Consider the following 24,693-nt stretch of genomic DNA (forward strand, 5'->3'; position numbering starts at 1 on the left):
TCGCAAGTTGTAGCTGCAGCTCGGGCGGAGACCCCGCACAAGCTGGATGCCACTCCTCCTGATGGACTAAAAGCAAACAAGGAAACCTCATGCAAAAGACGAATCGTTTGGCACTGGCTGTGCTGGCTCTCCTGGGCACCACCACCGCTGCTTTCGCTCAAAGCAGCGTTACGCTGTATGGCCGTGTGAACACCACGGTGGAACGCCAAGAAGTGGGCGATGTCAAGACCACTGGCTTGTTCAACAACTCCTCGCGTTTCGGCTTCAAGGGTTCTGAAGACCTGGGTGGCGGCCTGAAGGCTGGCTTCCAACTGGAAAGCGGCTTCAACTCTGACACTGGCGCTTCCGCCACTACTTTCTTCGGCCGTCAAAGCGAAGTGAATCTGTCCGGCGGCTTCGGTGCCGTGCGTCTGGGCCGTTTCACTGCTGAGTCCTACTACGCCACTGCTGACTACGTCAGCATGCACAACCATGACACCGGTTCGTCGTCCGACGCGTTCTACGCATACGTGATGCCCGATGCCAACAAGATTGCTTACCGCACTCCCACTTTCGGTGGCCTGACCATTGACGCCGCTGTGGCTCTGCACGAGCAGCCTACCGGCAAGGCTGGCAAGAACGCTTTTGATCTGGCTGCCAACTACAACCTGGGCGCTCTGGCCCTGGGCGCTGGCTACTCCAAGCAAGGCGACGTGAACCAATTCGCAGCCCGCGCTCTGTACACCTTCGGTGCTTTCACCGTTGGCGGCTACATTCAGCGTGACGAAGACGCTTACGTCCTGAACGGCGGCAAGCGCAACACCTTCCGTCTGGCTGGTGCTTACAACCTGGGCGCTTCCGAATTCCACGTGAACGTGGGCCGCGCTGGTGAGTACAAGAACCTGAACGACAGCGACGCTACCCAATACACTCTGGGCTACAACTACAACCTGAGCAAGCGCACCAAGGTGTACGGTTACTACACCCACGTGAACAACAGCCGCAACGCTGCTTACCAATCTGGCGTTGCTGGTGCTGACTTCAGCTCCGTGGCCGTTGGTATCCGCCACAACTTCTAATTGGGCTTCAATGCTGGCAGCCTAGGCTGCCAGTCTTGGCTTGATAGAGAAAAAGCCTCGCATCCTTTGGGATGCGAGGCTTTTTTGCTTTGGGGCCTGGCAACGGAGGTGATGGCGGGTGGCAAGCCGGACCGCTGGGGAGGCTATCTTGCCCATACCCGCTAATCTGCTGCGCTGTTTGCCGTGTTCTGCCGAGTTTCCAGGAGGGTGGGGTTTTTGGGGCTGTAGGGAGTGGATGTGCGAGATGAGCATCCACTCCAGTGAGTTCTGGCAATCGCCATCTCTTGCCGGAACATCTGTTTCAGCCGTCTTTGAAGGTGTCGATCTGTTGGACACCTGAGGTGCTTGTAGGCCTGTCCCAAGGGCTTTGGCAGGCGCTGTCATCCCCACGGAGGGCTTGGTGTGGAGAGACTGCGCGTCCTCGCCTGCGGACTGGCTTCAGAAGGAATTTGGGGAGATGAGGGCGGGCACACTGTGGGTGCTGCCGTATGCCCTATGCCCCCTGCGCGTTGGCAGGGGGCTTTGGACGGGCTGTTGCCGCCCTTGATGAGTGAGTTTGGCGGGAGCCTGGTGGCGGCGCTTCGCGGCGCCTGAAGTACCGCCAGGCCTAGCAATCGCTCAGTGGCCCGATGCGCCGGAGGCGCCCAGCCCGGTTTCCGAGCGCACTTGCTGCGCAGGGAAGGCGGCTCGTTCGCGCTGGGCGTTCGCGCTGCGGTCAAGCAGCGAGAAGATCCAGATGCCCGCGAAACCAATGGCCATGGAGAACAAGGCGGGCGAGGTGTAGGGGAACAGTGCGCTGCCTTTGGGGTTGCCCAGCACCGCTTCCCACACAGAGGGTGACACCACCGTGAGGCCCACGGAGGAGACCAGCCCCATGAAGCCACCGATCACAGCGCCCTTGGTCGTGCAGTCCTTCCACAGCACGCTCATGAAGAGCACCGGGAAGTTGGCCGATGCGGCAATGGCAAAGGCCAAAGACACCATGAACGCGATGTTCTGCTTTTCGAACACGATGCCCAGCACCACGGCCACAAGGCCCAGCGCCAGTGTGGTGATGCGGGATACGCGCAGTTCGGCGGCGCTATCGGCCTTGCCTTTCTTGAACACCGTGGCGTACAGGTCGTGCGACACCGCAGAGGCGCCCGACAGCGTCAACCCTGCCACCACCGCCAGGATGGTGGCAAAGGCCACGGCAGAGATGAAGCCGTAGAAAACGTCGCCACCCACCGACTTGGCCACCAGCACGGCGGCCATGTTGGCGGTGCCTGCGCCGCCTTTGATGACGCCCGTGACGGTGTCGGCAAACTCAGGGTTGGTGAGCACCAGTGTGATGGCGCCGAAGCCGATGATGAAGATCAGCACATAGAAGTAGCCGATCCAGGTGGTGGCCCAGAATACGCTCTTGCGGGCTTCCTTCGCATCAGGCACCGTAAAGAAGCGCATCAGAATGTGGGGCAGGCCGGCCGTGCCGAACATCAGTGCCATGCCGAAGCTGATCGCGGAGATGGGGTCTTTGATAAAGCCACCGGGGCCCATGATCGCCAGGCCGATCTTGGCAGCTTCTTCGGCAGGCTTGCCAGAGTTGGTGGCAATCGCGGTCTTCACCGCAACGCCCTTGGTAAACAGCGCTTCGGGACTGAAGCCAAACTGTGCCATGACCATGAAGGCCATGAAGGTCACCCCGGCCAGCAGCAGGCAAGCCTTGATGATCTGCACCCAGGTGGTGGCTGTCATGCCGCCAAAGAGCACATACACCATCATCAGTCCACCGACCAGCACCACGGCGATCCAGTAGTCCAGGCCAAACAGCAGCTTGATCAGCTGGCCTGCGCCCACCATCTGGGCGATCAGGTAAAACGCCACCACCACCAGCGTGCCGCTGGCGGCAAACGCACGGATGGGGGTTTGCTGAAAGCGATAGCCCGCTACGTCGGCAAAGGTGAACTTGCCCAAGTTGCGCAGTCGCTCGGCCATCAGGAAGGTGATGACGGGCCAGCCCACCAGAAAGCCAATCGAGTAGATCAGGCCGTCGTAGCCCGACGCCATCACCGCCGCAGAGATGCCCAGGAACGATGCGGCCGACATGTAGTCGCCTGCAATGGCCAGGCCATTTTGGAAGCCGGTGATGCCGCCGCCGCCGGTATAGAAGTCAGCTGCTGAGCGGGTTTTGGCTGCGGCCCATTTGGTAATCCAGAGCGTGCCCGCCACGAACAGACCGAACATGATGATGGCGGTCCAGTTGGTGGACTGCTTGGCCGCTTCACCCACATCTCCACCGGCTGCATGGGCCAGAGGGACGAAGGCCAGCGCGGCGAGGGCTGCCGCAGTGGCAGCGAAGTTTTGCGTTTTCATCGTGCGGCGTCCTTGAGGATGGCTTGGGTCAATGCGTCATAGCGCCCATTGGCGCGGCGCACGTAGATGCCGGTGATGACGATGGTGAACACGATGATGCCAAAGCCCAGTGGGACCCCCAGCGTGGTAACACCGTTACCGATGGGCTGCGCGAGGAAGGGCTTGTTGAAGGCGATCAGTGCGATGTACCCGTAATAAACGAAAAGCATCAATGCGGTAAGCAGCCAGCCAAAACGGTTGCGCTCGCGCTTGAGCTCCAGGTACTTCGGGTGGCTCTGAATTCTTTCTGCCACGGGGTCGGTCATGTTCATCTCCATAGGTTTCGGGATCTTTTGCAGCGCCATGCGAATGCCGCTACATACCGACAACGATTCTGAAAACGGGGACTGACCGTCCACTTACGCAGGCCGTGCGTCGGCCTAGGGGTTTGTCCTTGGCAGGGTTCACCCGTAGGTGAGGGGTCCGGATTTACCCCAACGCCTTGCGTCGCCCATTGGACAGAGTCCGGCGTTTTCACTCGAAAAAACGCCGATTTCTCGCATGAAGAAAAACACCATAAGGGTTGGCACTGATCCTGGCTTCTTGCTCCGGAGAATTGTTTTTTGGGGCGGAAACAGGTGTGTGACTTTGTCAGTTTTCGGTCAGATAACAGCTTGATATTGCGCCTCACGGAGCGGCGAGGCTGTTTGGTGTATCGCCTTTTTCGCATCCGAAAAAACCTATACAGGAGACACACACCATGGCAACAACCCATCCCGCACCGCGGCCGATGTCGCCCGAAGAGAGGAAGGTCATCTTCGCGTCGTCACTCGGTACCGTTTTTGAGTGGTACGACTTTTACCTATACGGCTCGCTGGCCGCCATCATTGCCAAGCAGTTCTTCAGCGGGCTGGATGCGGGCTCTGCCTTCATCTTTGCCCTGCTGGCGTTTGCGGCGGGCTTCATTGTTCGCCCCTTTGGTGCCATCTTCTTTGGCCGCTTGGGCGACATGATTGGTCGCAAGTACACCTTCCTGGTCACCATCTTGATCATGGGTTTGTCCACGTTCATCGTGGGCATCTTGCCCACGTATGCGTCGATCGGTGTGGCCGCTCCGGTCATCCTGATCATCCTGCGCTTGCTGCAAGGCTTGGCGCTGGGGGGGAGTACGGCGGTGCAGCCACCTATGTGGCCGAGCACGCACCGCACGGCAAGCGCGGCGCCTACACAGCCTGGATCCAGACCACTGCCACACTGGGCCTGTTCCTGTCGCTGATGGTGATTCTGGGCACCCGCACCGTTTTGGGTGAAGAAGCCTTTGCCGACTGGGGCTGGCGCATTCCGTTCATCGTGTCGATCCTGCTTTTGGCTATCTCGGTGTGGATTCGCTTGTCGATGAACGAATCGCCGGCCTTCCAGAAGATGAAGGCCGAAGGCAAGACCTCCAAGGCCCCGCTGACCGAGTCTTTCGGCCAGTGGAAGAACCTGAAGATCGTGATCCTGGCACTGGTGGGTTTGACCGCTGGCCAGGCCGTGGTCTGGTACTCGGGCCAGTTCTATGCGCTGTTCTTCCTGACGCAAGCGCTGAAGGTCGATGGCGCCACTGCCAACATCTTTGTGGCCGTTTCGCTGCTGATTGGCACGCCATTCTTCATCGTGTTCGGTTCGCTGTCGGACAAGATTGGCCGCAAGCCCATCATCCTGGCAGGCTGCCTGCTGGCCGCGCTGACGTACTTCCCTGTGTTCGGTGCCCTCACCAAGGCAGCCAACCCTGCCCTCGCTGAAGCCCAGGCCAAGAACCAGGTGATCGTGACCGCTGATCCCAAGGAATGCTCGTTCCAGTTCAACCCCACTGGCACCTCCAAGTTCACCAGCTCGTGCGACATCGCCAAGCAGGTGTTGGCAGGCGCTTCGGTGAGCTATGAGAACGCCGTTGGCGCCGCTGGCACCCCCGCCTCCATCAAGATCGGTGAAACCGTCATCGCCTCGTACACCAGCAAGGGCTTGCCCGCTGATGAAGCCAAGAAGAAGGACGGCGAGTTCAAGAAGGCCGTGGCCGATGCGCTCAAGGCCGCTGGCTACCCAACCAAGGCCGACCCAGCGCGTATCGACAAGGTCATGGTCACCGTGATCCTGACCTACCTGGTGCTGCTGGTGACCATGGTGTATGGCCCCATCGCCGCCATGCTGGTGGAAATGTTCCCCACCCGCATCCGCTACACGTCTATGTCACTGCCTTACCACATCGGTAATGGCTGGTTCGGCGGCTTGCTGCCCACCACGGCGTTTGCCATCGTGGCCCAGACCGGCAACATGTACAACGGCCTGTGGTATCCCATCATCATCGCCGGTGCGACGGTGGTGATCGGTGGCCTGTTCATCAAGGAAACCAAGGACGTGGACATCTACGCCAACGACTGAGCCAGGCGCTGACGCGCTGATGTGCTGAGTACAGGGCCTGCCGCACGCAGGCCCTGTGTTGAATCAAGAGGCTTCGGGTGTCCGCGCCACCGATCTGGGTGGCTTTGCTCTGCCTGAGGCCTCTTCGTTGAACAACCCCATCTCAGGAGATACGTATGTGGAAGATTGCCGTTGGTTTTGCTCTGTTCGCGGCGCTGTCGATTTTTGTGATCATCAAGGCCGGGGACAAGGCCGACATGGGCGGTGAAAAGCACGGGGCTGATGCCGTGCACGCCCCCGAACCCGCCGCAGCCGCCAGCACCCCCGCTCCGGCCGCCAGTGCGCCTTGATGCGACACTGTAGGGCAGTCTGCGCTGCTCGCATCACTCGCGTCACCCAATAAAAAGGCCCGCGTCCTTGATGGACGCGGGCCTTTTTATTGGGCTGATGCCATTCTTGGGGGTCAGCGTTTGAATTTGCCGTCGGCGCCAATGATGGCCAGGTCTGCAAAATCCAGCCCTGAATGGTCGGTGGCGCTGTAAGACAATTCCAGCCCACCCAGGTCCAGCTTCTTGATGCTCTCCAGGCCTGCCTGCAGCTTGGCCCGGTCAGGCTTGGGGCCTGCGCGCTTGATGCCTTCGACCAGCACCTTGGCGCTGACAAAGCCCTCCAGCATGGCCGGGGTGAGGTCTGCAATGTTCTTGGCTTTGGCCAAGTCCATCGCTTCCTTCACCAGCGGGTAGTTGAGCGAACGCTCTGACGGCAGCACCTGGGTGACCACAACCCCCCGTGCACTATCACCCAGCGCCTTGATGAAGCCGCCCGAGGCGTTGTTGGACAAGGTCACGATCTGCCCGGTAACGCCCGCGCCGCGCAGCGCCTTGATGCCATCCACCACCGCCGCCCCGGTGCCCACAAACACCACGGCTTGGGGCTGCTTTTGTGCCACGCGCGGTGCCAGTGCCGTGAAGTCGGGTTTGGTGCGGTCGAACTTCTCCACAAACAGGGCTTCCAGCTGGTTGGCCTTGAAGCCCGACATGGCGCCCGCTAGGGCGTCCGAGCCGAAGGTGTCGTCCACGTGCACCACGCCAATGCGCTTGATGCCCAAGGTGTTCAGGTGGGAGATCGCCTTTTCCACCTCGTGCTGGTAGGGCGCGCGCACGTTGAACACGTACTTGTGCACAGGCTTGTGCAGGGCAATGGCCCCGGTCGATGGGCCCACCAGGGGTACGCCATGCTGCTCCAGCAGCGGCAATATGCCCTGCGTGTGGGGGGTGCCCCGGGTCATGAACAGACCCAGCACGCCCTTTTGCTCGATCAGCACCCGTGCGTTGTCCAGCGTCAACTTGGTGTCGAATTTGTCGTCGAGCGTCAGCAGCTCAATCTTCTGCCCGCCCACGCCGCCCTTGGCGTTGACATGGTCCAGGTACAGCGAGGCACCTTGGGATGCCTCTTGCACGGTGGCAGCGGCCGATCCGGTGACCCCCACCGTCTGCCCAATCAGGATCTGGGCCTGGCAGGTGCCCCAGGCCAGCAGGGCCAGCGTCAGGCTAGTGCGCAACCATGGAAGGGATGGCTTCATGAGGATGTCTCCTTTGTCGTGTCTGCGGGTGTCCGCAGTGTATTTACAAAGGGTGACACCAACCTCCCACAGGGGTTTGGGCTGTCAGCAAGCCGCCAGCCTGGGGTGAGGGTCTGGTAACGATTCCCTGCGGGATCGTCGACGGGCCCTCCGTTCAGCGTCGGAACTTGCCGTCCGTACCGATGATGGAAAGATCGGCAAAGTCCAGCCCCGTATGGTCGTCAGGGCCGTAGGTGACTTCCAGCCCGCCCAGGTCGAACTTGCGCAGGCTCTCCAGCGCCACTTGCACCTTTTCTCGGGTGGGCTTGGGGCCGGCGCGTTTCAGGCCTTCCACCAGCACCTTGGCTGCTGCAAAGCCTTCCAGCATGGCCGGACTGATGTCGCCCAGGCCCTTGGCACGCGCCAGCTCTTGTGCCTCTTTCACCATGGGGTAGGTCACTGCGCGCTCATTGGGGTAAACCTGGGTCACGATCACGCCCCGTGCATTGGCCCCCAGGCTTTTGACAAAGCCCGCCGAGGCATTGTTGGACAGCGTCACGATCTGCGCGGCAGAGCCTGCGGCGCGAATGGCGTTGTTGGCATCCACCACGGCAGAACCCGATGCAATGATCAAAACCGCTTGCGCGTCGGCTTTGGCGAGCTTGGCCGCAATGGGCGTGAACTCTGGCTTGGCCCGGTCGAACTTCTCTTGCAGCACGGGGGTGATCTTGGCGGCGACCAGGCCCTTTTGTGCCCCGGCCAGACCATCGGCGCCAAAGCTGTCATCGGCATAGACCACGCCGATGCGAGAGATGCCCATGGAGGCCAAGTGGGTCATGGCCTTTTCGGCCTCACGCTGATACGTGGCGCGCACATTGAAGACATATTTGCGCACGGGCTGGTGCAGCACCATGGCGCCGGTGGAGGGCGCCACCAACGACACGCCATGCTTGTCGAGCAGCGGAATGATGGCCTCGGTGTGTGGTGTGCCCCGGTTCAGAAACAGCGCCAGCACGTTGTTGTCTTCGATCAACTTGCGGGCGTTATCGGCCGCCAGTTTGGGGTCAAACTTGTCGTCCAGCGCCACCACCTCGATCTTTTGTCCATTGACACCGCCTTTGGCGTTGACGCTGTCCAGGTAAAGCTTGGCACCGTCTGAGGTTTCCTTCACGCCAGCCGCCACCTGGCCGGTGAACCCGGCGGTCTGCCCGATCAAGAGTTGGGCATTTGCAGCGCCCAGCGCCGCGCACAGGGCCACGGCAGCCCCGCATTGTTTCCATGCACGCATGGTTGTCTCCTTGTGTTTCTTTGTTGCCGGTACTTTAACGGACTCTTGTAACCAACTGAAAGCGCCCTTGCTGGGCGCACTGGTTTGCGCGGGCCCGGTTTTTGGGGTCTCGTGCTGCTGCCATGGCGTTGTCAGCAGGGGCTGCCTAGAATGTTTCGCCTCACTCCCCAACGTCCACCTACAAAGCACTCCATGACCCAGGGAACCATCCGCATCCGTGGCGCACGCCAGCACAACCTCAAGAACCTGGATCTGGACATCCGCACCGGAGAACTCACGGTGGTCACCGGCCCCAGCGGCTCGGGCAAATCCAGTCTGGTGTTCGACACGCTCTACGCCGAGGGCCAGCGCCGGTATGTGGAAACTTTCAGTGCTTATGCGCGCCAGTTCCTCGACCGCATGGACAAGCCCGCCGTGGACAAGGTCGAAGGCGTACCCCCGGCCATTGCCATCGACCAAACCAACCCGGTGCGCTCCAGCCGTTCCACCGTGGGCACGATGACGGAGCTGAACGACCACCTGAAGCTGTTGTTCGCGCGTGCCGGCCAGTTGTTCGACAAGCAGACGGCACAGCCGGTGCGTCACGACACGCCCGAGACCATTTATGCGGAGCTACAGCAGCGCAGCGCCGCAGCGGGCGACCCGCGCATCGTGCTGACCTTCCCCGTAGAGTTGCCCGCCAACACCAGCGCAGAGCAGGTTGAGCAATGGCTGTCTGCCAGTGGCTTCACCAAGGTGCAGGCTGAGCGCGAAGTGGGCACTCCCACAGGGCCACGCAAGGTGCTGGACGTGGTGGCCGACCGCTTCCGCCTGGGCAACGCCGAGAAGGTGCGTGTGATTGAGGCGATCGAGGTGGCACTGAAGCGCGGCACAGGGCGACTCAACGTGTATCGGCTGGTAGATGAAGGGGAACCGGATTTGTGGCGTTTCTCCACCGGCCTGCACTGCCCCGACAGCGACCTGCGCTACAGCGACCCCATCCCCTCGGCCTTCTCGTTCAACTCCGCCGTGGGCGCGTGCGACAGCTGCCGGGGCTTTGGCCGCGTGATCGGCGTGGACTACGGCCTGGTCATCCCCAACGACAAGCTCACGCTGCGCGCCGGTGCCATCAAAACCATCCAGACGCCTGCATGGAAGGAGGCGCAGGACGACCTCATGCGCCACGCAGAGGCGGCGGGCATTCCGCGCGACACGCCCTGGTACAAGCTCACTGACGACCAGAAGAAATGGGTCATCGGCGGCGCGCCCGGCTACAAGGACGGCCAGTGGAGCAAGCAGTGGTATGGCATCAAGCGCTTCTTCGAGTACCTGGAAAGCAAGGCCTACAAGATGCACATCCGCGTGCTCTTGTCCAAGTACCGCAGCTACACGCCATGCCCCACCTGCGCCGGTGCACGCCTCAAGACCGAAAGTCTGCTCTGGCGCATCGGCCGCAAGGAAGACGCCGATGCGGTGCTGGAGCCCGGCAAGCGCTTCCTGCCCGAGGGCGTCCAATGGTCGCGTGAGCAGTTGGAGGCGTTGCCCGGCCTGTGCCTGCACGACCTGATGCTGCTGCCCATCGACCGCCTGCGCCAGTTCTTTGCGCGCATGCAGTTGCCAGTGGGTGACGACGCCAAGGGTGGCGATGCCCAGGCGCTGAAGCTGCTGCACGAAGAAATCACCACGCGCCTCAAGTACCTGTGCGACGTGGGCATCGGCTACCTCACGCTGGACCGGCAAAGCCGCACGCTCAGCGGCGGCGAGGTGCAGCGCATCAACCTGACCACGGCGCTCGGCACCTCGCTGGTCAACACGCTCTTCGTGCTCGACGAACCCAGCATCGGCCTGCACCCGCGCGACATGCACCGCATCACCGAGGCCATGCTGCGCCTGCGCGATGCGGGCAACACGCTGGTGGTGGTGGAGCACGATCCGGCCGTGATGCTGGCGGCCGACCGCATGATCGACATGGGTCCCGGGCCGGGCCGGCTGGGTGGGCAGATCGTTTTTGACGGCACCACGGCCGACCTGCGCCATGCCGACACGCTCACCGGCGCCTACCTGGGCGGCCGCAAGCATGTGGGCTTTGGCTTCAAGCGCATGGTGACGGAATCCACGCCACGCCTCATCCTCGAAGGCGCGCGCGAGCACAACCTGCAGAACGTGTCGGTCGAGTTTCCGCTGCAGCGCCTGGTCACCGTCACCGGCGTCAGCGGCTCGGGCAAGTCCAGCCTGATCCAGGACGTGCTCGCCCCCGCGCTGCTGCGCCACTTCGGCAAGGCCACGGATGCGCCGGGCGCGCACGACCGCATGCTGGGCGCCGACCACCTGTCGGACGTGGTGTTCGTGGACCAGTCGCCCATCGGCAAGACCGCGCGCTCCAACCCCGTGAGCTATGTGGGGGCATGGGACAGCATCCGCGAACTCTTTGCCGTGGCGCCGCTGTCCAAGCAGCGCAGCTACACCGCCGCCAAGTTCAGCTTCAATAGCGGCGATGGACGCTGCCCCACCTGCGGGGGCTCAGGCTTTGAGCATGTGGAGATGCAGTTTCTGAGCGACGTGTACCTGCGCTGCCCCGACTGCGACGGCAAGCGCTACCGGCCCGAGATTCTGGAGATCACCATTGAGCGTGGTACCGAAGGGCCCTCCGGTAGCCGCCGCAGCCTCAACGTGGCGGACGTGCTCGCCCTCACGGTGGCCGAGGCAGCCGACCTGTTTGCGGGCGACCGCGATGTGATCCGCGCGCTGCAGCCCATCGTGGATGTGGGGCTCGAATACGTGGCGCTGGGCCAGCCCGTGCCCACGCTCAGCGGCGGCGAGGCGCAGCGCCTCAAACTCGCGGGTTTCCTGGCCGAGGCCGCGCGCAGCGCGTCCAAATCGCGCCAGACGGTGGCGCGCAAGGGCACGCTGTTCCTGTTCGACGAGCCCACCACCGGCCTGCACTTTGACGACATCGCCAAGCTCATGCGCGCGCTGCGCAAGCTGATCGACGCAGGGCACTCGCTCATCGTCATCGAGCACAACCTCGATGTGATTCGCGCCAGCGACTGGCTCATCGACCTGGGCCCCGAGGGCGGCTACGCGGGCGGCCTCATCGTGGCCGAGGGCACGCCCGAAGATGTGCGCCAGCACGCCAGTTCGCACACCGGCCTGGCCCTGCGCGACTACGAACTGACCCTGGGCATCGGTGGCCACTCGGTGCACGAAAAAGCTGCTGCGCTACGAAAACAGGAGCGTGCTGCGCTTATGGATAAAGCGCCAGCGGCGAAAAACGCCATTGAAATCATCAACGCCAAGGAGCACAACCTCAAGAACCTGAGCGTGGACATTCCGCGCGGCAAGTTCAACGTGGTCACCGGCGTGAGCGGCTCGGGAAAGTCCACGCTGGCGTTCGACATCCTGTTCAACGAAGGCCAGCGCCGTTACCTCGAATCGCTCAACGCCTATGCGCGTTCCATCGTGCAGCCCGCCGGCCGGCCCGAGGTGGATGCGGTGTACGGCATTCCGCCCACCGTGGCCATCGAGCAGCGCCTCTCGCGCGGCGGGCGCAAGTCCACCGTGGGCACCACCACCGAGGTGTGGCACTTCCTGCGCCTGCTGTACGTCAAGCTCGGCACCCAGCACTGCACCAAGGACGGCGCCGCCGTGCAGCCGCAGACGCCCGAGAGCATCGCGGCCCAGCTGCTCACGCAGTTCCGGGGCCAGCACATTGGCCTGCTTGCGCCGCTGGTGATGAACCGCAAGGGCGTGTACACCGAGCTGGCTGACTGGGCCCGCCCGCGGGGCCATACGCACCTGCGCGTGGACGGTAACTTCCTCCCCACCACCAACTTTCCGCGCATCGACCGCTTCAAGGAGCACACCATCGAGCTGCCTGTGGCCAGCCTCGATGTGTCGCCCGAGAACGAAGCCGCGCTGCGCACGGCACTGGCCGACGCGCTCACCCATGGCAAGGGTGTGGTGCATGTGCTGAGCGACATGGCCAGTCTGCGCGCTGCGATGGAAAGCGGCCAGCCCACGGCGGGCATTGGCAGGCTGCAGGCGTTTTCCACCAAGCGTGCCTGTCCCGTGTGCGCCACGAGTTATGCCGAGCTGGACCCGCGCCTGTTCTCGTACAACAGCAAACACGGCTGGTGCCCCGACTGCGTGGGCACGGGTGTCAAGCTCACCAAGGACCAGCGCAAGGTGTTTGACGATTCGGTGCAGGACGACAAGGAAAAAGGCCGTGAGCAGACCTTTGCCGAGCCCGAGGTGGAAGACCTGGCCGACACCGCCTGCCCGAGCTGCAGTGGTACACGCCTGAACGCCACCGCGCGTGCGGTCAGATTTGCAGGCGTGGGCATCACCGACATTGCCGCACTCTCGGTAACCGACGTGCGCCGCTGGATCGAGACCCTGCGCATCGAAGGTGGCATGACCCAGCGCGAGGCCGACATCGCCCGCGACCTGGTGCCCGAGATCCAGAGCCGCCTCGAATTTTTGGAAGAAGTGGGCCTGGGCTACCTCACGCTGGACCGGGGGGCGCCCACGCTCAGCGGCGGCGAGGCGCAGCGCATCCGTCTGGCCGCGCAGCTGGGCAGCAACCTGCAGGGCGTGTGCTACGTGCTCGACGAGCCCACCATTGGCCTGCACGCACGCGACAACCAGATCCTGCTCAATGCCCTGCACAAGCTGGGCGACAAGGGCAACACGCTGGTGGTGGTGGAGCACGACGAGGACACCATCCGCCGCGCGGACCACATCATCGACATCGGCCCGAGTGCGGGCAAACGCGGCGGGCGCCTGGTGGCGCAGGGCAGCGTGGCCGACATCACGGGGGCCGAAGACTCGCAGACCGGCCGCTACCTGCTGCACGCGATGAAGCACCCGCTGCAGCTGCGCCGCAGCATGGTGGCTGGCGAGGTGAGCGCCGAGGCCACGGCCGCCTTTGCACAGTCCGAGGCGGCGGCTCCCACCGGCCGGCAGAGCGCGGCCGTCAAGAAGCGTGCGGCCCAGGCCGCATCGCTGGCGGCTGACGCGTTGACCGAGGCCAAGGAACGCGCCGCCATGCGCTGGCTCACCGTGCATGGAGCGCAGCTGCACAACCTGCAGAACGTGACCGCCACCGTGCCGCTGCACCGCCTGGTGGCGGTGACGGGCGTGAGTGGCTCGGGAAAGTCCACGCTGGCGCGCGACGTGCTGCTCGCCAATGTGCAGGCCTGGGTGCAGCAGCGCAGCACCAAGGCCGGGCGTGATGCCATGGATGCAGGCAAGGCGCCGCCGCTGGTGGGTTGTACGGGCCTGTCGGGCTTCGAGAGCATTGACCGTGTGCTCGAAGTGGACCAGACACCCATTGGCAAGACGCCGCGTTCCTGCCCCGCCACCTACATCGGCTTCTGGGACACCATCCGCAAGCTGTTTGCCGAAACACTGGAGGCCAAGGCCCGTGGCTATGCCGCCGGGCGCTTCAGCTTCAACACCGGCGAAGGCCGCTGCCCCAGCTGCGAAGGCGCGGGTGTGCGCACCATCGAGATGAGCTTTCTGCCCGATGTAAAGGTGCCGTGCGAGACCTGCCACGGCGCGCGTTTCAATCCCGAGACGCTGGCCGTGACCTGGCGCGGCAAGAGCATTGGCGATGTGCTGCAGATGGAGGTGGACGAGGCCGTGGGCTTCTTCGCCACCATGCCCAGCATTGCGCACCCACTGCAGCTCTTGCAGGACGTGGGCCTCGGCTACCTCACACTGGGCCAGCCGTCACCCACGCTGAGTGGTGGCGAGGCCCAGCGCATCAAGCTCGTGACAGAGCTGACCAAGGTGCGCGACGAGGTGGGCCGACGGGGCCAGAAGGCGCCGCACACGCTCTACGTGCTCGACGAGCCCACCGTGGGCCTGCACATGGCCGACGTGGACAAGCTCATCCGCGTGCTGCACCGCTTGGTCGATGGCGGCCACAGCGTGATCGTGATCGAGCACGACCTGGATGTGATCGCTGAGGCCGACTGGATCCTGGACTTGGGGCCTGAAGGTGGCAACGCGGGCGGTCGCATTGTGGCGGCTGCGACGCCCGAAGACGTGGTGGCTGCGGGCACGCACACCGGCAAGGCGCTGGCGGCGGTGTTGGCGCGCTGAGCCGTGCGCTTCACGGGCCACCGGTTGCGTTCTGGCCGATGGCCGTGCGGCAGAGTGCTGCACGTTGTGGATGGGGCGCGCACAACCGTGCTGCCCGATGTCCTACGCGCGGCGCTGAACATGGCGCACGCGCTGTGTGGCGGTGGCAATGACGACGACCCGACGCCCAGCAATGAGCCTGGGGTGCTCACCGTGACTGAATCCACGGTGGATGGCCTCAACGGGGTCTACGGCAACGGGGCCTTGAATCTGACGGACGTCGAGCGCTCCAACCCCATTGGTTCCACGCCCGAGCTGTGCGCCTTCCGCTTTGATGGTGCCAACAAGGTGGGTTCGTCGGCCACGGCGTTTGGCGATCTGCGCTACCGCAGCAATACCGAGGCACTGTACGTGGCGTACCTCACCTTTGCTGGCCGTGAATTTGCCAGTGGCGACGCCATTGACACGGCGGTGGTTCGTAGCCTTGACCGTGTGGAGCTGACGCGCAAGGTGCTCACGGCCACCGATGGGTCCGGGGCCACGGTGCGTGTCAGCGGCATTGTGCCCATGCGCCCTAACCGACCTGCAGGTTGTTGATGTAGCCCCCGCCCTGCGCGCCAGCGGGGCCCCTCTGCAAGACTGAGATACTCGGGTTTTGACCGCCGCTGGATCTGCGGCGGCAGAACAATCTCAGGGAGTGGGGATGCAGGTGAAGCAAGTGAAGCCTTGGCTGGCAGTGGCGGGTGCTGGCGTAGTGCTGGCGGGTTTGGCCGCAGGAATCTGGTTTGGTGGGGTGCAGCAGCATGTGGCAGGTGCGCAGCCCTTGAGCGGTGGTGCAGGGCAGCCCGCAACGGCCAGTGCCGTGGGGCGAGGGGATACGGACAGCGCGCAGCGCGATCAGGCCATGGCACCGCTGCGCGAGGTGCTGGCCAATTACCGCAAGATCATTGTGCTGCTGGCCGATGAGGCCAAGCTGGGGGCGGCAGAGAAAGCCGCCGCCAACCAGGCGGGCATGGCGCTGTTCCACGCCAACATTGCCAAAGCCAAAGAGCTGGTGGCGTTGCTGGAAGAGGGGCCATTGGCCGCACCGCGTGTGCGGCTGCAGGTGCTGCCCGCGCTGCTCGACTATGTGGAGAGCGACCCGGAACTGTTTGACGCCGACCGGCTGGCCTTTCGCGAGGTGCTGCGCCAGTGGCAGGCCACCATGGCGCGCGACGGCACTTTGCCCGCTATCAAGCTGCACAAGCGCATTGGCGAAGACCTGGATGCGCTGGCCGAGATCGAGCGCAACTACGAAAAAGAAATCCGTGAGGTCTTTGGCCGCTTTGAAAGCCGGGGCATCACCTTGAAGCGCGAGCGCTGGGACGACTACGTGGCGCAGTTGCAGCGCCTGTACCCGCGCGAGGCCATCCTGCGCGACCATGGTGTGGTGTTGCCATACCCCGAGCCCGCCGCTGCGCCAGGGGCCGGTGACAAGGGCAAAGGCAAGGCTAAGACCACTGAAGGCGCGGAGTTCTCGGGCCGCGACCTGCCCCCCAAGACCATCGTGCTGACCTTTGACGACGGCCCGCACGGCACTTACACGCCGGAGATCGCGGCCATTCTCAAGCAGTACGACGTGCCGGGCGTTTTCTTCCAGGTGGGCAGCAACCTGGGCACCGTGGGCGCCGACGGCAAGCCGCATTTGAATGCGCGAGCCCAGGTCAGCAAGCAGCTGCAGGCGGCGGGCCATGTGCTGGCCAACCACAGCCTCACGCATGCGCAGCTGTCCAAGCGCAGTGGCGATGCGCTGCGCGATGAAATCCTGGTGACGGACAAGCTGCTGACCTCGGTGGACGAGCGCCGCTCCGTGCTGTTCCGCTTTCCGTACGGCGCGCGCAACGCCGAGGGCATGGACATCCTGAGCGCGGCGCACCTGCGCTCAGTCATGTGGAATGTGGACTCGCTGGATTGGGCCGACCCGGTGCCTGCATCGATTGCCCAGCGCGTGCTGTCGACGCTGGAGAAGGAGGGCAGGGGCATCATCCTGTTCCACGACATCCACGAGCGCACCGTGAAGGCGCTGCCCGGCATCCTCTCCAAGCTGGTGGCCGATGGCTACCAGTTCGCCACCTGGGATGGCAAGGCCTTTGCGGTGCCCAAGGGCGCGCAAGCCGCAGCAGCGGCAGCTCCGGGCCCCGCTGCTGCGGCGGGTGGCTACAGCCAGTCCTGGGCGATTGTGGTGGGCATTGACGAATACGCCCGCTGGCCACGCCTGCAGTACGCCGTGCGCGATGCGCGCTCGGTGCGCGAGACGCTGATCCAGAAGTTCGGCTTTGCGGCCGAGCGCATCGTCACGCTGGAGAACAAGGAAGCCACGCGCACCAACATCCTGGCCGCCTTCCACGACAAGCTGGCCCATGGCGGCATGCAGAAGAACGACCGCCTGTTCGTCTTCTTCGCCGGGCACGGCGCCACGCGCAAGCTCACCTCGGGGCGCGACCTGGGCTACATCATCCCGGTCGATTCCGACCCACAGCAGTTTGCGACCGATGCCATTCCCATGAGCGAGCTGCAGAACATTGCCGAGAGCGTGACCGCCAAGCACACGTTGTTTGTGATGGACGCCTGCTACAGCGGCCTGGGCCTGACGCGCGGGGGCGGCAATGGCAACTTCCTGCGTGACAACGCCAAGCGCGTGGGGCGGCAGATGCTGACGGCCGGTGGCGCCGACCAACTGGTGGCCGATGGCGGGCCCAACGGGCACTCGGTTTTCACCTGGGCGCTGCTGCAGGGCCTGGGCGGCAAGGGCGACCTCAATGGTGACGGCATCATCACCGCCACCGAGCTGGCCGCGTATGTGGCGCCTGCCGTGGCCTCCGCCTCCAGCCAGACGCCCGCGTTTGGCAGCCTGCCGGGTTCCGAAGGTGGCGACTTCGTGTTTGAGCTGCCCACCGAAACCGAGTTCTTGAGCGCGCAGAGCACCCAGCTGGGCAGCGAAGCGATTGCCATGAACACCAAGCTCGATGCGGGCAAGCCTGCCGCCGTGCCAGCGCCTCAGTCTGCCGCCTCTGGTGCCGCAGGCCCCGTGCCCAAGGTGGTGGCGCCCGTGGTGGTGAAGGACCTGCAGGGCAACGACCAGAAGATCACGCCCCCGCAGGCGGTGGCGTTGTCCAACCGCCAGCTTGCACAGCGCGCCAACGACCGGGGCCTGCAGCTCTACCGCGAAAAGCAGTACGAGCAGGCCGAGGCCCAGTTCACCGAAGCCCTCAAGCTGCGGCCCGACTTTGCGCTGGCCGCCAATAACCTGGGCTTCATCTACTACCGCCAGGACAAGTTTGTAGAGGCGGCGCGCTGGTTTGACAACGCCATCCGCATGGACCCCTCGCGCGCCGTGGCCTACCTGAACCTGGGCGAAGCCCATGAAAAGGCGGGAGATGCCGAGCGTGCCAACAAGGCTTATGCGACCTATCTGGAGCTGGCACCCAAAGGCCCCGCTGCGGACAAGCTGCGGGAGCGCCTGGGGCAACGCTGAAGGGGCATCGGGCTGGGGCATCGGGCGCTGGGCGCCGTGTCCGGCGCTGTCCTACAGGCAGGTGGGCGGCTGTCTGATGTGGCCAGTGGGGCGCCGTGCCTACGATAGCCCCAGTGCCCAGCCCGCTGATCCCACAGCCCCCGTGGTCGGTGATGCAGGTTGTCAGCACGGGGTTACCCCTGGGACCGGTCGTTCTCTCCTCCCTCCCCTCTTTGACCGGTCTTTTTATCCCGCTCCCCCAGTCCCTGGGCGAGCGGGATTTTTTATTCCAAGGCATGCACAATCAAACGCCCACGCTGAAGTGCCTGCGCAGAATGGGGGATGGCTTCCCCCGGACGCTTGCCTCCTCCGCTCTGACGGGCCCTGCACCATGCTCCCATTCCTTCACCGCCGCCACTTATCGCATCCCCCGTATTTCCGGTACTGCGGGCCGCAGCGTGCCGAGCCGCTCCCCAAAGCGGTGGGCCCAGGCCCCACACGGTGAGTGACATGGATACCCCGCATGCGCCTGGTCCTCACCCTTCGCCCCCATCGGGGCAAGTGGTGTGGCTGCACCCCGCCGCGCCGCCCAAGCCTGCCGAGGGTGCGCCCTGCAACGGCTGCGGCCTGTGTTGCCTGGCCGAGCCCTGCCCGTTGGGCGTGCTGGTGTCACGCCGCCGCCATGGCGCCTGCGTGGCCCTGCGCTGGAGCGATGCCGACCAGCGCTACTGGTGCGGCATGGTGGCCGACCCGGCCAGCGTGACCGGCTGGCGCCACCCCTGGGTGGTGCGCGGCTTGTCGCGCCTGGCGCGGCGGTGGATTGCCTCGGGCGTGGGGTGTGATGCGCAACTGCAGGCGCAGCCACCGTCTTTCGGTGTGTGATTTGCTATTGAAATAATAGCTGCTAGCGCTTGTCTATCAAGCGCTAGGCGCCAATATGGCTTGAAACTCTGCAGCGGGCGGCTGTGTGGCCTGCATGCCCAGCCGTGGTGCCAAGTGGATGCCTGCCAGCATGCAACGCACCGAGCCACCGGCCAGTTCGATGGTGGGCACGGCCAGGGGCAGCAGGGTGGCGTGCTGCTCCACGGCTTGGCGCTGTGCGGGCGTGAGGCTGGCGGCCGCCCGCGCCGACAGGGCGAGCACGGGGCCCGCCGTGCCCTGCAGTTCCAGCGCGTTGGCGGCAAAGTCTCCGATCTGCTCCGGGCTCAGGTCGATCATGGTGCGGCCGCTCTCCCACAGCCGCTCCTGCACCTCGCGCCGCCGGGCCGGGTCGCTGACCATGTGAAAGCCGCCCATCGCAAAGCCGGTGCCAATGCACAGCATCACGTTGGTGTGGTAGCAGGGCTGGCCTGCCGCATCGGCCGTGGCAAACACCAGGGGCTCGTATTGGAAGTGGGTGCAAAAGCGCTCCAGCGCCACCGGGTTGGCCCGGTGCGACTGGGCGGTGTAGGCCACGCGGCCGATGTGGTCGAGCACCATGGCGCCTGTGCCTTCGAGGAACACGCCGTCCTGCTCCAGGCCGGAGTAGTCCACCACCTCTTGCACGCGGTACTGGGCCTTGAGCTGCTCGATGATGTCGTGGCGCCGCTCGCGGCGGCGGCTGGGCGCGTACATGGGGTACAGCGCCACATGGCCGCCCGCGTGGGTGGAGAACCAGTTGTTGGGGAACACCGAGTCGGGCGTGCCGGGCTGCCCCGGTGCGCTGGTGTCGTCAAACAGGTGCACGCGCACGCCCGCCTGGGCGATGCGGGCCGCGGCCTCGGTCACCTCGGCATGGGCGCGGCGTGCCAGCTCGGTGGGCGGTGCACCGCTGCTGCGCTGGTAGGCGTTGTCGGCGGCGGTTTCGGGGTTGGGGTGGAAGTGGTGCGGGCGCACCATCACCACGGCGGCTGGGGCTTGCATGGACGGGAGTGGGCGCTGGCCGTGGGGCAGGGCAGGGGATGTCGTTGCGGTCATGGCGAAGGTGCGTGGGTAGGGTTACGCCACGCGGCGCAGGGCCATGCGCTGGCGGTCGCCACGGGTGCGGCCAAACAGGTCTTTGGGGTCGCCATCGGTGGGAACCAGCTCGACCTCAGTGCCCAGGTGGCGGGCGGTGGCCAGCTGGTGCACGTAACGCAGGGCCGAGTAGTCCTCCAGCGCAAAGCCCACGGAGTCAAACACCGTCACCTCCTGTGCCGATTGTCGTCCTGCCGCTTGGCCGCTGAGCACGCGCCACAGCTCCGTCACCGGGTGGTCGGCGGGCAGCTGCTGGATGTCGCCTTCGATGCGGGTTTGCGGCTCGTATTCCACAAAGATGCGGGCGCCGCGCAGCACATCGGCGTGCAGCTCGGTCTTGCCAGGGCAGTCGCCGCCCACGGCGTTCAGGTGCATGCCGGGCTCGATCATCTCGGGCGTGAGGATGGTGGCGTTGGCCTTGTCTGCGGTAATGGTGGTGACGATGTCGGCACCCCGCACCGCCTCGGCCACCGAGGCGGCTGGCACCACGCGCAGGCCGGGCACGGTGGCCAGGTTGCGCTGCAGCTTGGCCGTGGCGGCGGGGTCAATGTCGAACACCCTCAGCTCGTCCACACCCAGCAGCGCATGGAACGCCAGGGCCTGGAATTCGCTTTGCGCGCCGTTGCCGATGAGGGCCATGCGGCGCGCACCGGGGCGGGCCAGGGCGCGTGCCGCCATGGCCGAGGTGGCGGCCGTGCGCAGCGCGGTGGTCAGCGTCAGCTCGGACACCAGCAGCGGGTAGCCTGTTGCCACCTCGGACAGCACCCCGAAGGCCATCACCGTGGGCAGGCCGCCCGCTGGGTTGTGGGGGTTGCCTGGGTGGCCGTTGACGTACTTGAAGCTGTAGAAGGTACTGTCGGCCACGGGCATCAGCTCGATCACACCGCCCGCGCTGTGGCTGGCCACGCGGGCGGTTTTGTCAAAGTCGGGCCAGCGCAGGTAGTCGCTTTGCAGGTGCTCTGCCAGCTCGGTCATGAAGCGGGCGGGGGTGATGTCGTGGACCAACTGGGCGAGGGTGGGCAGGTCGATCAGGCGGGTCATGGGGTGTCTCCAATTCAGCGTTGTGGTGTGCTGAGGGGAATTTTCCGGAGGGCATGCGCCAGCGAACAGCCCACAAGCTGCTCAAATAGTCCTGTAAATTGGCGTTTTGTCTGATCGAGGTGGCTAAATGTTCAAAATCGATGACACCGACCGCGAGATCCTGAGCATCCTGCGGGCCGATGCCCGCACCCCGGTGGCGGTCCTCGCGCAAAAGCTGCGCATTGCCCGGGCACCGTGCAGAACCGCCTTCGCAAGCTGGAGGACAGTGGCGTCATCACCGGGTACACGGTGCGGCTGCGCCCGGAGTCCGAGCCCCAACGCATCCGGGCGTGGATGAGCATCGCCGTCGAAGGCAATGCCGCACCCGAGGTCATCCATGCCCTGCGCGGTGAGCCTGCCGTGGGCACCTTGCACACCACCAACGGGCGCTGGGACATCGTGGCCGAGGTGCGCTCTGAAAGCCTGGAGGCGTTCGATGCCGCGCTGGGGCGCATCCGCCTGACCCCGGGCATTGCCAATACCGAAACCAGCATCCTGCTGTCCACCTACAAGGCGTGAGGCTCAAGATGGGCAAAGCAAGCTAAGCCCACGGGGCGTGAAACTGGCGCGGTGCAGGTAGGCGACCACCGCGCAAGGGCCGCCCCGCCGCGCTGGCGGTGTCCCCCATCCCGAATTGCGTAGCAATTCGAGAGAAGGGGGAAGGCGCGAAGCGACTCAGGGGGTTGTGCCACATTCGCGACAGCGCCTAGGGGGTTTCCGCATGCCCTTGCGCCCGTGTCTGCAGTCCAATGGCGCAGTCTTTGTTTTGCTTGTTCAGGAGCTCCGCCATGCAACGTCGCCAGATCCTCCAATGGGGGGGCGCCAGCCTCGCCGCCCCGGCATTTTTGGCGCAGGCCCAGAGCTTTCCAAGCAAGCCCATCAAGCTCGTGATCGCCTTCCCGGCGGGTGGCCCCACCGACATCACCATGCGTTCGCTGGCCGACAACGCCAGCAAGATCCTGGGCCAGCCCGTGATCGTGGAGAACAAGCCCGGCGCCGGTGGCACGCTGCCCGCGCAGGCGCTGCAGGGCGCGGCGGCCGATGGCTACACCGTGGCGCAGATTCCTCTGGGCGTGTTCCGCCTGCCCTACACCACCAAGATCAACTGGGACCCGGTCAAGGACATCAGCTACGTGCTCAATGTCACCGGCTACGCCTTCGGCCTGGTGGTGCCAGCCGATTCCCCGCTCAAGACCTGGACGCACTTTGTGGCCTGGGCCAAGGCCAACCCCGGCAAGCTGAGCTACGGGTCCACCGGCACCATGACCAGCCCGCACCTGACGATGGAACTCATCGCCCAGCAGCTGGGCCTGGAGTTGCTGCACGTGCCCTACAAGGGCAGCGCCGACCTGATGCAGTCCATCCTGGGCGGGCAGATCATGGCGGCGGCCGACTCCACCGGCTTTGCGCCGCAGGTGGAGGCCGGCAAACTGCGCGTGCTCAACACCTGGGGCGCCGAGCGCCTGGCCAAGTTTCCTGACGCACCCACGCTCAAGGAGCTGGGGCTCGACCTGGTGCAGAACTCGCCCTTTGGCATTGGCGCGCCCAAGGGCACGCCCGAGGCGGTGGTCAAGCGCCTGCACGATGCCTTCAAGCAGGCGATGGAGCAGGACAGCTACAAGACGGCGCTGGCCCGCTACGACATGGTGCCCATGTACATGAGCACATCGGCCTACAAGAAGTTTGCGCAGGACACGTTCGCGCGCGAGAAGGCGCTGGTAGAGAAATTGGGCTTGGCCAAACCCACCTGAGGCCAGGCCCTTCGGAGGGTGCAATGCGTTCCGTGTGATGATCTGCAGCATTGAACGGAATACACACGATATGGCATCCCCCTCCGACAGCATCAGCATGGCCCTGTTCTGCGACTTTGAAAACGTCGCCCTGGGTGTGCGCGATGCGCAGTACGAAAAGTTCGACATCAAGCCCATCCTGGAGCGCCTGCTGCTCAAGGGCTCCATCGTGGTCAAGAAGGCCTATTGCGACTGGGAGCGCTACAAGGGCTTCAAGGCCACCATGCACGAGGCGAATTTCGAGCTGATCGAGATCCCCCATGTGCGCCAGTCGGGCAAAAACTCGGCCGACATCCGCCTGGTGGTGGACGCGCTGGACCTCTGCTACACCAAGTCGCACGTCAACACCTTCGTCATCATCAGTGGCGACTCGGATTTTTCGCCGCTCGTGTCCAAGCTGCGCGAGAACAACAAGCAGGTGATCGGCGTGGGCGTGAAGCAGTCCACGTCCGACCTGCTGATCGCCAACTGCGACGAATTCATCTTCTACGACGACCTGGTGCGCGAAAACCAGCGCGCCCAGGCCCGTCGCCAGAACCCCGGCAGCAACCCGCCACCTGCGCCCCGTCGCAGCCCTGAGGAGGAACGCAGCCGAAAGGAAAGCCAGGACGCGCGCCGCACCCAGGGCGTGGAGTTGGCGGCCGAAACGTTTGAAGCCCTGCTGTCCGAGCGCGGCGACACCGGCAAGATCTGGGCGTCGGTGCTCAAGGAGGCCATCAAGCGCCGCAAGCCCGATTTCAGCGAAGGCCGCTACGGCTTTCGCACCTTTGGCAACCTGCTGGAAGAAGCCCAGGCACGGGGCCTGCTGGAGTTTGGCCGCGATGAAAAATCGGGTGCCTATGTGTTTCGCAGCCTGGGCCAAGGCGCGGGAGGGGGCACCTCCGTGAGGCAGGACTTGCGGCAGGACCCGCGACAGACCGCGCAGCCAGATGCGGCGGCAGAACGCGCGGACCACAGCGTCCCTGCGCGGCATGACTTTCATGCGGTGGCAGTCGCGCCAGAGCGGCCAGCGGGAGGCGGTGATGCCCCTAGCACCGCAGGCCGGTCGCGTGGTCGCCGTGGCGAGGCGCAGGGCCGTGCAGAGGCAGTTTCAGAGGCCTTGGCGGAGAGCGATGAAGGCATGCACGCCGCATCGCATCAGCCTGTGGCAGAGCCCCCGATGGACCGTCCGGTGAGCCGCTATTTCTCGACGCCTGCAGTGCCTGTCGCTGCGGAGTCGACCGTGCCGCCCACCGATGTGGTGGCCCACGCTGAGACCACGGCGGAGGAGCAGACCACAGCGCAGAAGGCTGCGGTGACAGGCCCAGGCGATGAAGCCAATGAGGCCGCGCCCGCGGCCAGCCGCCCTCGGGCCCAGGGGCGCAGCAGTACCGGCAAGAGCGCAGCAGCGGGCAGCAGGGCGGCAGCCCCGCGCGCGCGCAGTGCAAAGAGCGCAGGGGCTGCCCAGCCCGCCCTGCCCATTGCCGCTGAGGCCCCATCGCCTGCCGAGGCACAGGCCCAAGCCCCTGCCAAAGCGCCAGCGCGCACGCGCAGCCGGGCGCGCAAGCCTGCGGACAAGTCGGCAGGGTAAGAGCGGCGAACAAAACTAAGCGAAGCGGCCCTGGCTAGGCGTTTCGCCGCAGGCAGTACAA

At 64.7% G+C, this 24,693-nt stretch carries 14 protein-coding genes and 2 pseudogenes; 10 read left to right on the forward strand and 6 right to left on the reverse strand.

The genetic code is table 11. From position 1 onward, the window contains the following. Window positions 1-89 precede the first annotated feature (89 nt). Window positions 90-1,058: a porin gene (locus EAG14_RS03200; RefSeq protein WP_099656708.1), complete on the forward strand. Its 969-nt coding sequence runs from the start codon at window positions 90-92 to the stop codon at window positions 1,056-1,058. Between the two features lie 618 nt (window positions 1,059-1,676). On the opposite strand, the gene EAG14_RS03205 is transcribed toward EAG14_RS03200, so the two are convergent. Continuing rightward, on the reverse strand, window positions 1,677-3,410 hold the full coding sequence (locus EAG14_RS03205) for a cation acetate symporter (RefSeq protein WP_121728041.1): 1,734 nt from the start codon (window positions 3,408-3,410) through the stop codon (window positions 1,677-1,679). After that, window positions 3,407-3,715, reverse strand: a complete 309-nt coding sequence (locus tag EAG14_RS03210; protein ID WP_121730267.1) for a DUF485 domain-containing protein — start codon at window positions 3,713-3,715, stop codon at window positions 3,407-3,409. Before EAG14_RS03210 ends, EAG14_RS03205 begins: the two co-directional genes overlap by 4 nt. 434 nt (window positions 3,716-4,149) lie before the next feature. On the opposite strand from EAG14_RS03210, the pseudogene EAG14_RS03215 reads away from it, so the two are divergent. After that, a pseudogene (locus tag EAG14_RS03215) lies at window positions 4,150-5,810 on the forward strand (MFS transporter). 155 nt (window positions 5,811-5,965) lie between these two features. After that, entirely contained in the window at window positions 5,966-6,139 is a 174-nt protein-coding gene (locus EAG14_RS22630) for a hypothetical protein (protein ID WP_162995897.1), read from the forward strand. A 113-nt stretch (window positions 6,140-6,252) separates the two neighbouring features. On the opposite strand, the gene EAG14_RS03220 is transcribed toward EAG14_RS22630, so the two are convergent. Next, window positions 6,253-7,371 carry an ABC transporter substrate-binding protein gene (locus EAG14_RS03220; RefSeq protein ID WP_121728042.1) on the reverse strand — a complete coding sequence of 373 codons (1,119 nt, stop codon included), beginning with the start codon at window positions 7,369-7,371 and terminating at the stop codon, window positions 6,253-6,255. A 154-nt stretch (window positions 7,372-7,525) separates the two neighbouring features. Then, on the reverse strand, window positions 7,526-8,638 hold the full coding sequence (locus tag EAG14_RS03225) for an ABC transporter substrate-binding protein (protein WP_121728043.1): 1,113 nt from the start codon (window positions 8,636-8,638) through the stop codon (window positions 7,526-7,528). A 192-nt stretch (window positions 8,639-8,830) separates the two neighbouring features. Here EAG14_RS03225 and uvrA point away from each other — a divergent pair, with 192 nt between their 5' ends. From uvrA to EAG14_RS03245, 4 genes are all read left to right on the forward strand, one after another. Further along, window positions 8,831-14,725 carry an excinuclease ABC subunit UvrA gene (gene uvrA, locus EAG14_RS03230; RefSeq protein ID WP_121728044.1) on the forward strand — a complete coding sequence of 1,965 codons (5,895 nt, stop codon included), beginning with the start codon at window positions 8,831-8,833 and terminating at the stop codon, window positions 14,723-14,725. A 120-nt stretch (window positions 14,726-14,845) separates the two neighbouring features. Then, a complete protein-coding gene (locus tag EAG14_RS03235) occupies window positions 14,846-15,301 on the forward strand; it encodes a hypothetical protein (RefSeq protein WP_121730268.1) in 456 nt (151 codons plus the stop codon). Between the two features lie 106 nt (window positions 15,302-15,407). Further along, window positions 15,408-18,218 carry a polysaccharide deacetylase family protein gene (locus tag EAG14_RS03240; RefSeq protein ID WP_121728045.1) on the forward strand — a complete coding sequence of 937 codons (2,811 nt, stop codon included), beginning with the start codon at window positions 15,408-15,410 and terminating at the stop codon, window positions 18,216-18,218. A 489-nt stretch (window positions 18,219-18,707) separates the two neighbouring features. Beyond that, window positions 18,708-19,079, forward strand: coding sequence for a hypothetical protein (locus tag EAG14_RS03245; protein WP_121728046.1), 372 nt, complete (start codon window positions 18,708-18,710; stop codon window positions 19,077-19,079). 36 nt (window positions 19,080-19,115) lie between these two features. Here EAG14_RS03245 and ctlX read toward each other — a convergent pair whose 3' ends face one another. After that, window positions 19,116-20,153 carry a citrulline utilization hydrolase CtlX gene (gene ctlX / locus EAG14_RS03250; protein ID WP_240456916.1) on the reverse strand — a complete coding sequence of 346 codons (1,038 nt, stop codon included), beginning with the start codon at window positions 20,151-20,153 and terminating at the stop codon, window positions 19,116-19,118. Window positions 20,154-20,174: 21 nt separating this feature from the next. After that, entirely contained in the window at window positions 20,175-21,233 is a 1,059-nt protein-coding gene (locus tag EAG14_RS03255; RefSeq protein ID WP_121728047.1) for an ornithine cyclodeaminase, read from the reverse strand. A 127-nt stretch (window positions 21,234-21,360) separates the two neighbouring features. Between EAG14_RS03255 and EAG14_RS03260 the strand changes: the two are divergent. The 3 genes and pseudogenes from EAG14_RS03260 to EAG14_RS03275 all read left to right on the forward strand — a co-directional run bounded on the left by EAG14_RS03260 (window position 21,361) and on the right by EAG14_RS03275 (window position 24,632). Beyond that, window positions 21,361-21,791 (forward strand): annotated as a pseudogene (locus EAG14_RS03260) (Lrp/AsnC family transcriptional regulator). Between the two features lie 269 nt (window positions 21,792-22,060). Further along, the gene (locus tag EAG14_RS03270) at window positions 22,061-23,023 is read left to right on the forward strand and encodes a tripartite tricarboxylate transporter substrate binding protein (RefSeq protein ID WP_121728048.1); all 963 of its coding nucleotides are present in this window, start codon (window positions 22,061-22,063) and stop codon (window positions 23,021-23,023) included. A gap of 70 nt (window positions 23,024-23,093) precedes the next feature. Beyond that, the gene (locus tag EAG14_RS03275; protein WP_121728049.1) at window positions 23,094-24,632 is read left to right on the forward strand and encodes an NYN domain-containing protein; all 1,539 of its coding nucleotides are present in this window, start codon (window positions 23,094-23,096) and stop codon (window positions 24,630-24,632) included. Window positions 24,633-24,693: the final 61 nt, after the last annotated feature.

The organism is Acidovorax sp. 1608163 (assembly GCF_003669015.1).
Classification (GTDB): Bacteria; Pseudomonadota; Gammaproteobacteria; order Burkholderiales; family Burkholderiaceae_C; genus Acidovorax.

Bases quoted from the DNA above. Each gene is read 5' to 3' on its own strand.
- EAG14_RS03200 (WP_099656708.1), top strand. From the start codon at position 90: ATGCAAAAGACGAATCGTTTGGCACTGGCTGTGCTGGCTCTCCTGGGC.
- EAG14_RS03205 (WP_121728041.1), bottom strand. From the start codon at position 3,410: ATGAAAACGCAAAACTTCGCTGCCACTGCGGCAGCCCTCGCCGCGCTG.
- EAG14_RS03210 (WP_121730267.1), bottom strand. From the start codon at position 3,715: ATGACCGACCCCGTGGCAGAAAGAATTCAGAGCCACCCGAAGTACCTG.
- EAG14_RS22630 (WP_162995897.1), top strand. From the start codon at position 5,966: ATGTGGAAGATTGCCGTTGGTTTTGCTCTGTTCGCGGCGCTGTCGATT.
- EAG14_RS03220 (WP_121728042.1), bottom strand. From the start codon at position 7,371: ATGAAGCCATCCCTTCCATGGTTGCGCACTAGCCTGACGCTGGCCCTG.
- EAG14_RS03225 (WP_121728043.1), bottom strand. From the start codon at position 8,638: ATGCGTGCATGGAAACAATGCGGGGCTGCCGTGGCCCTGTGCGCGGCG.
- uvrA (WP_121728044.1), top strand. From the start codon at position 8,831: ATGACCCAGGGAACCATCCGCATCCGTGGCGCACGCCAGCACAACCTC.
- EAG14_RS03235 (WP_121730268.1), top strand. From the start codon at position 14,846: ATGGCGCACGCGCTGTGTGGCGGTGGCAATGACGACGACCCGACGCCC.
- EAG14_RS03240 (WP_121728045.1), top strand. From the start codon at position 15,408: ATGCAGGTGAAGCAAGTGAAGCCTTGGCTGGCAGTGGCGGGTGCTGGC.
- EAG14_RS03245 (WP_121728046.1), top strand. From the start codon at position 18,708: ATGGATACCCCGCATGCGCCTGGTCCTCACCCTTCGCCCCCATCGGGG.
- ctlX (WP_240456916.1), bottom strand. From the start codon at position 20,153: ATGACCGCAACGACATCCCCTGCCCTGCCCCACGGCCAGCGCCCACTC.
- EAG14_RS03255 (WP_121728047.1), bottom strand. From the start codon at position 21,233: ATGACCCGCCTGATCGACCTGCCCACCCTCGCCCAGTTGGTCCACGAC.
- EAG14_RS03270 (WP_121728048.1), top strand. From the start codon at position 22,061: ATGCAACGTCGCCAGATCCTCCAATGGGGGGGCGCCAGCCTCGCCGCC.
- EAG14_RS03275 (WP_121728049.1), top strand. From the start codon at position 23,094: ATGGCATCCCCCTCCGACAGCATCAGCATGGCCCTGTTCTGCGACTTT.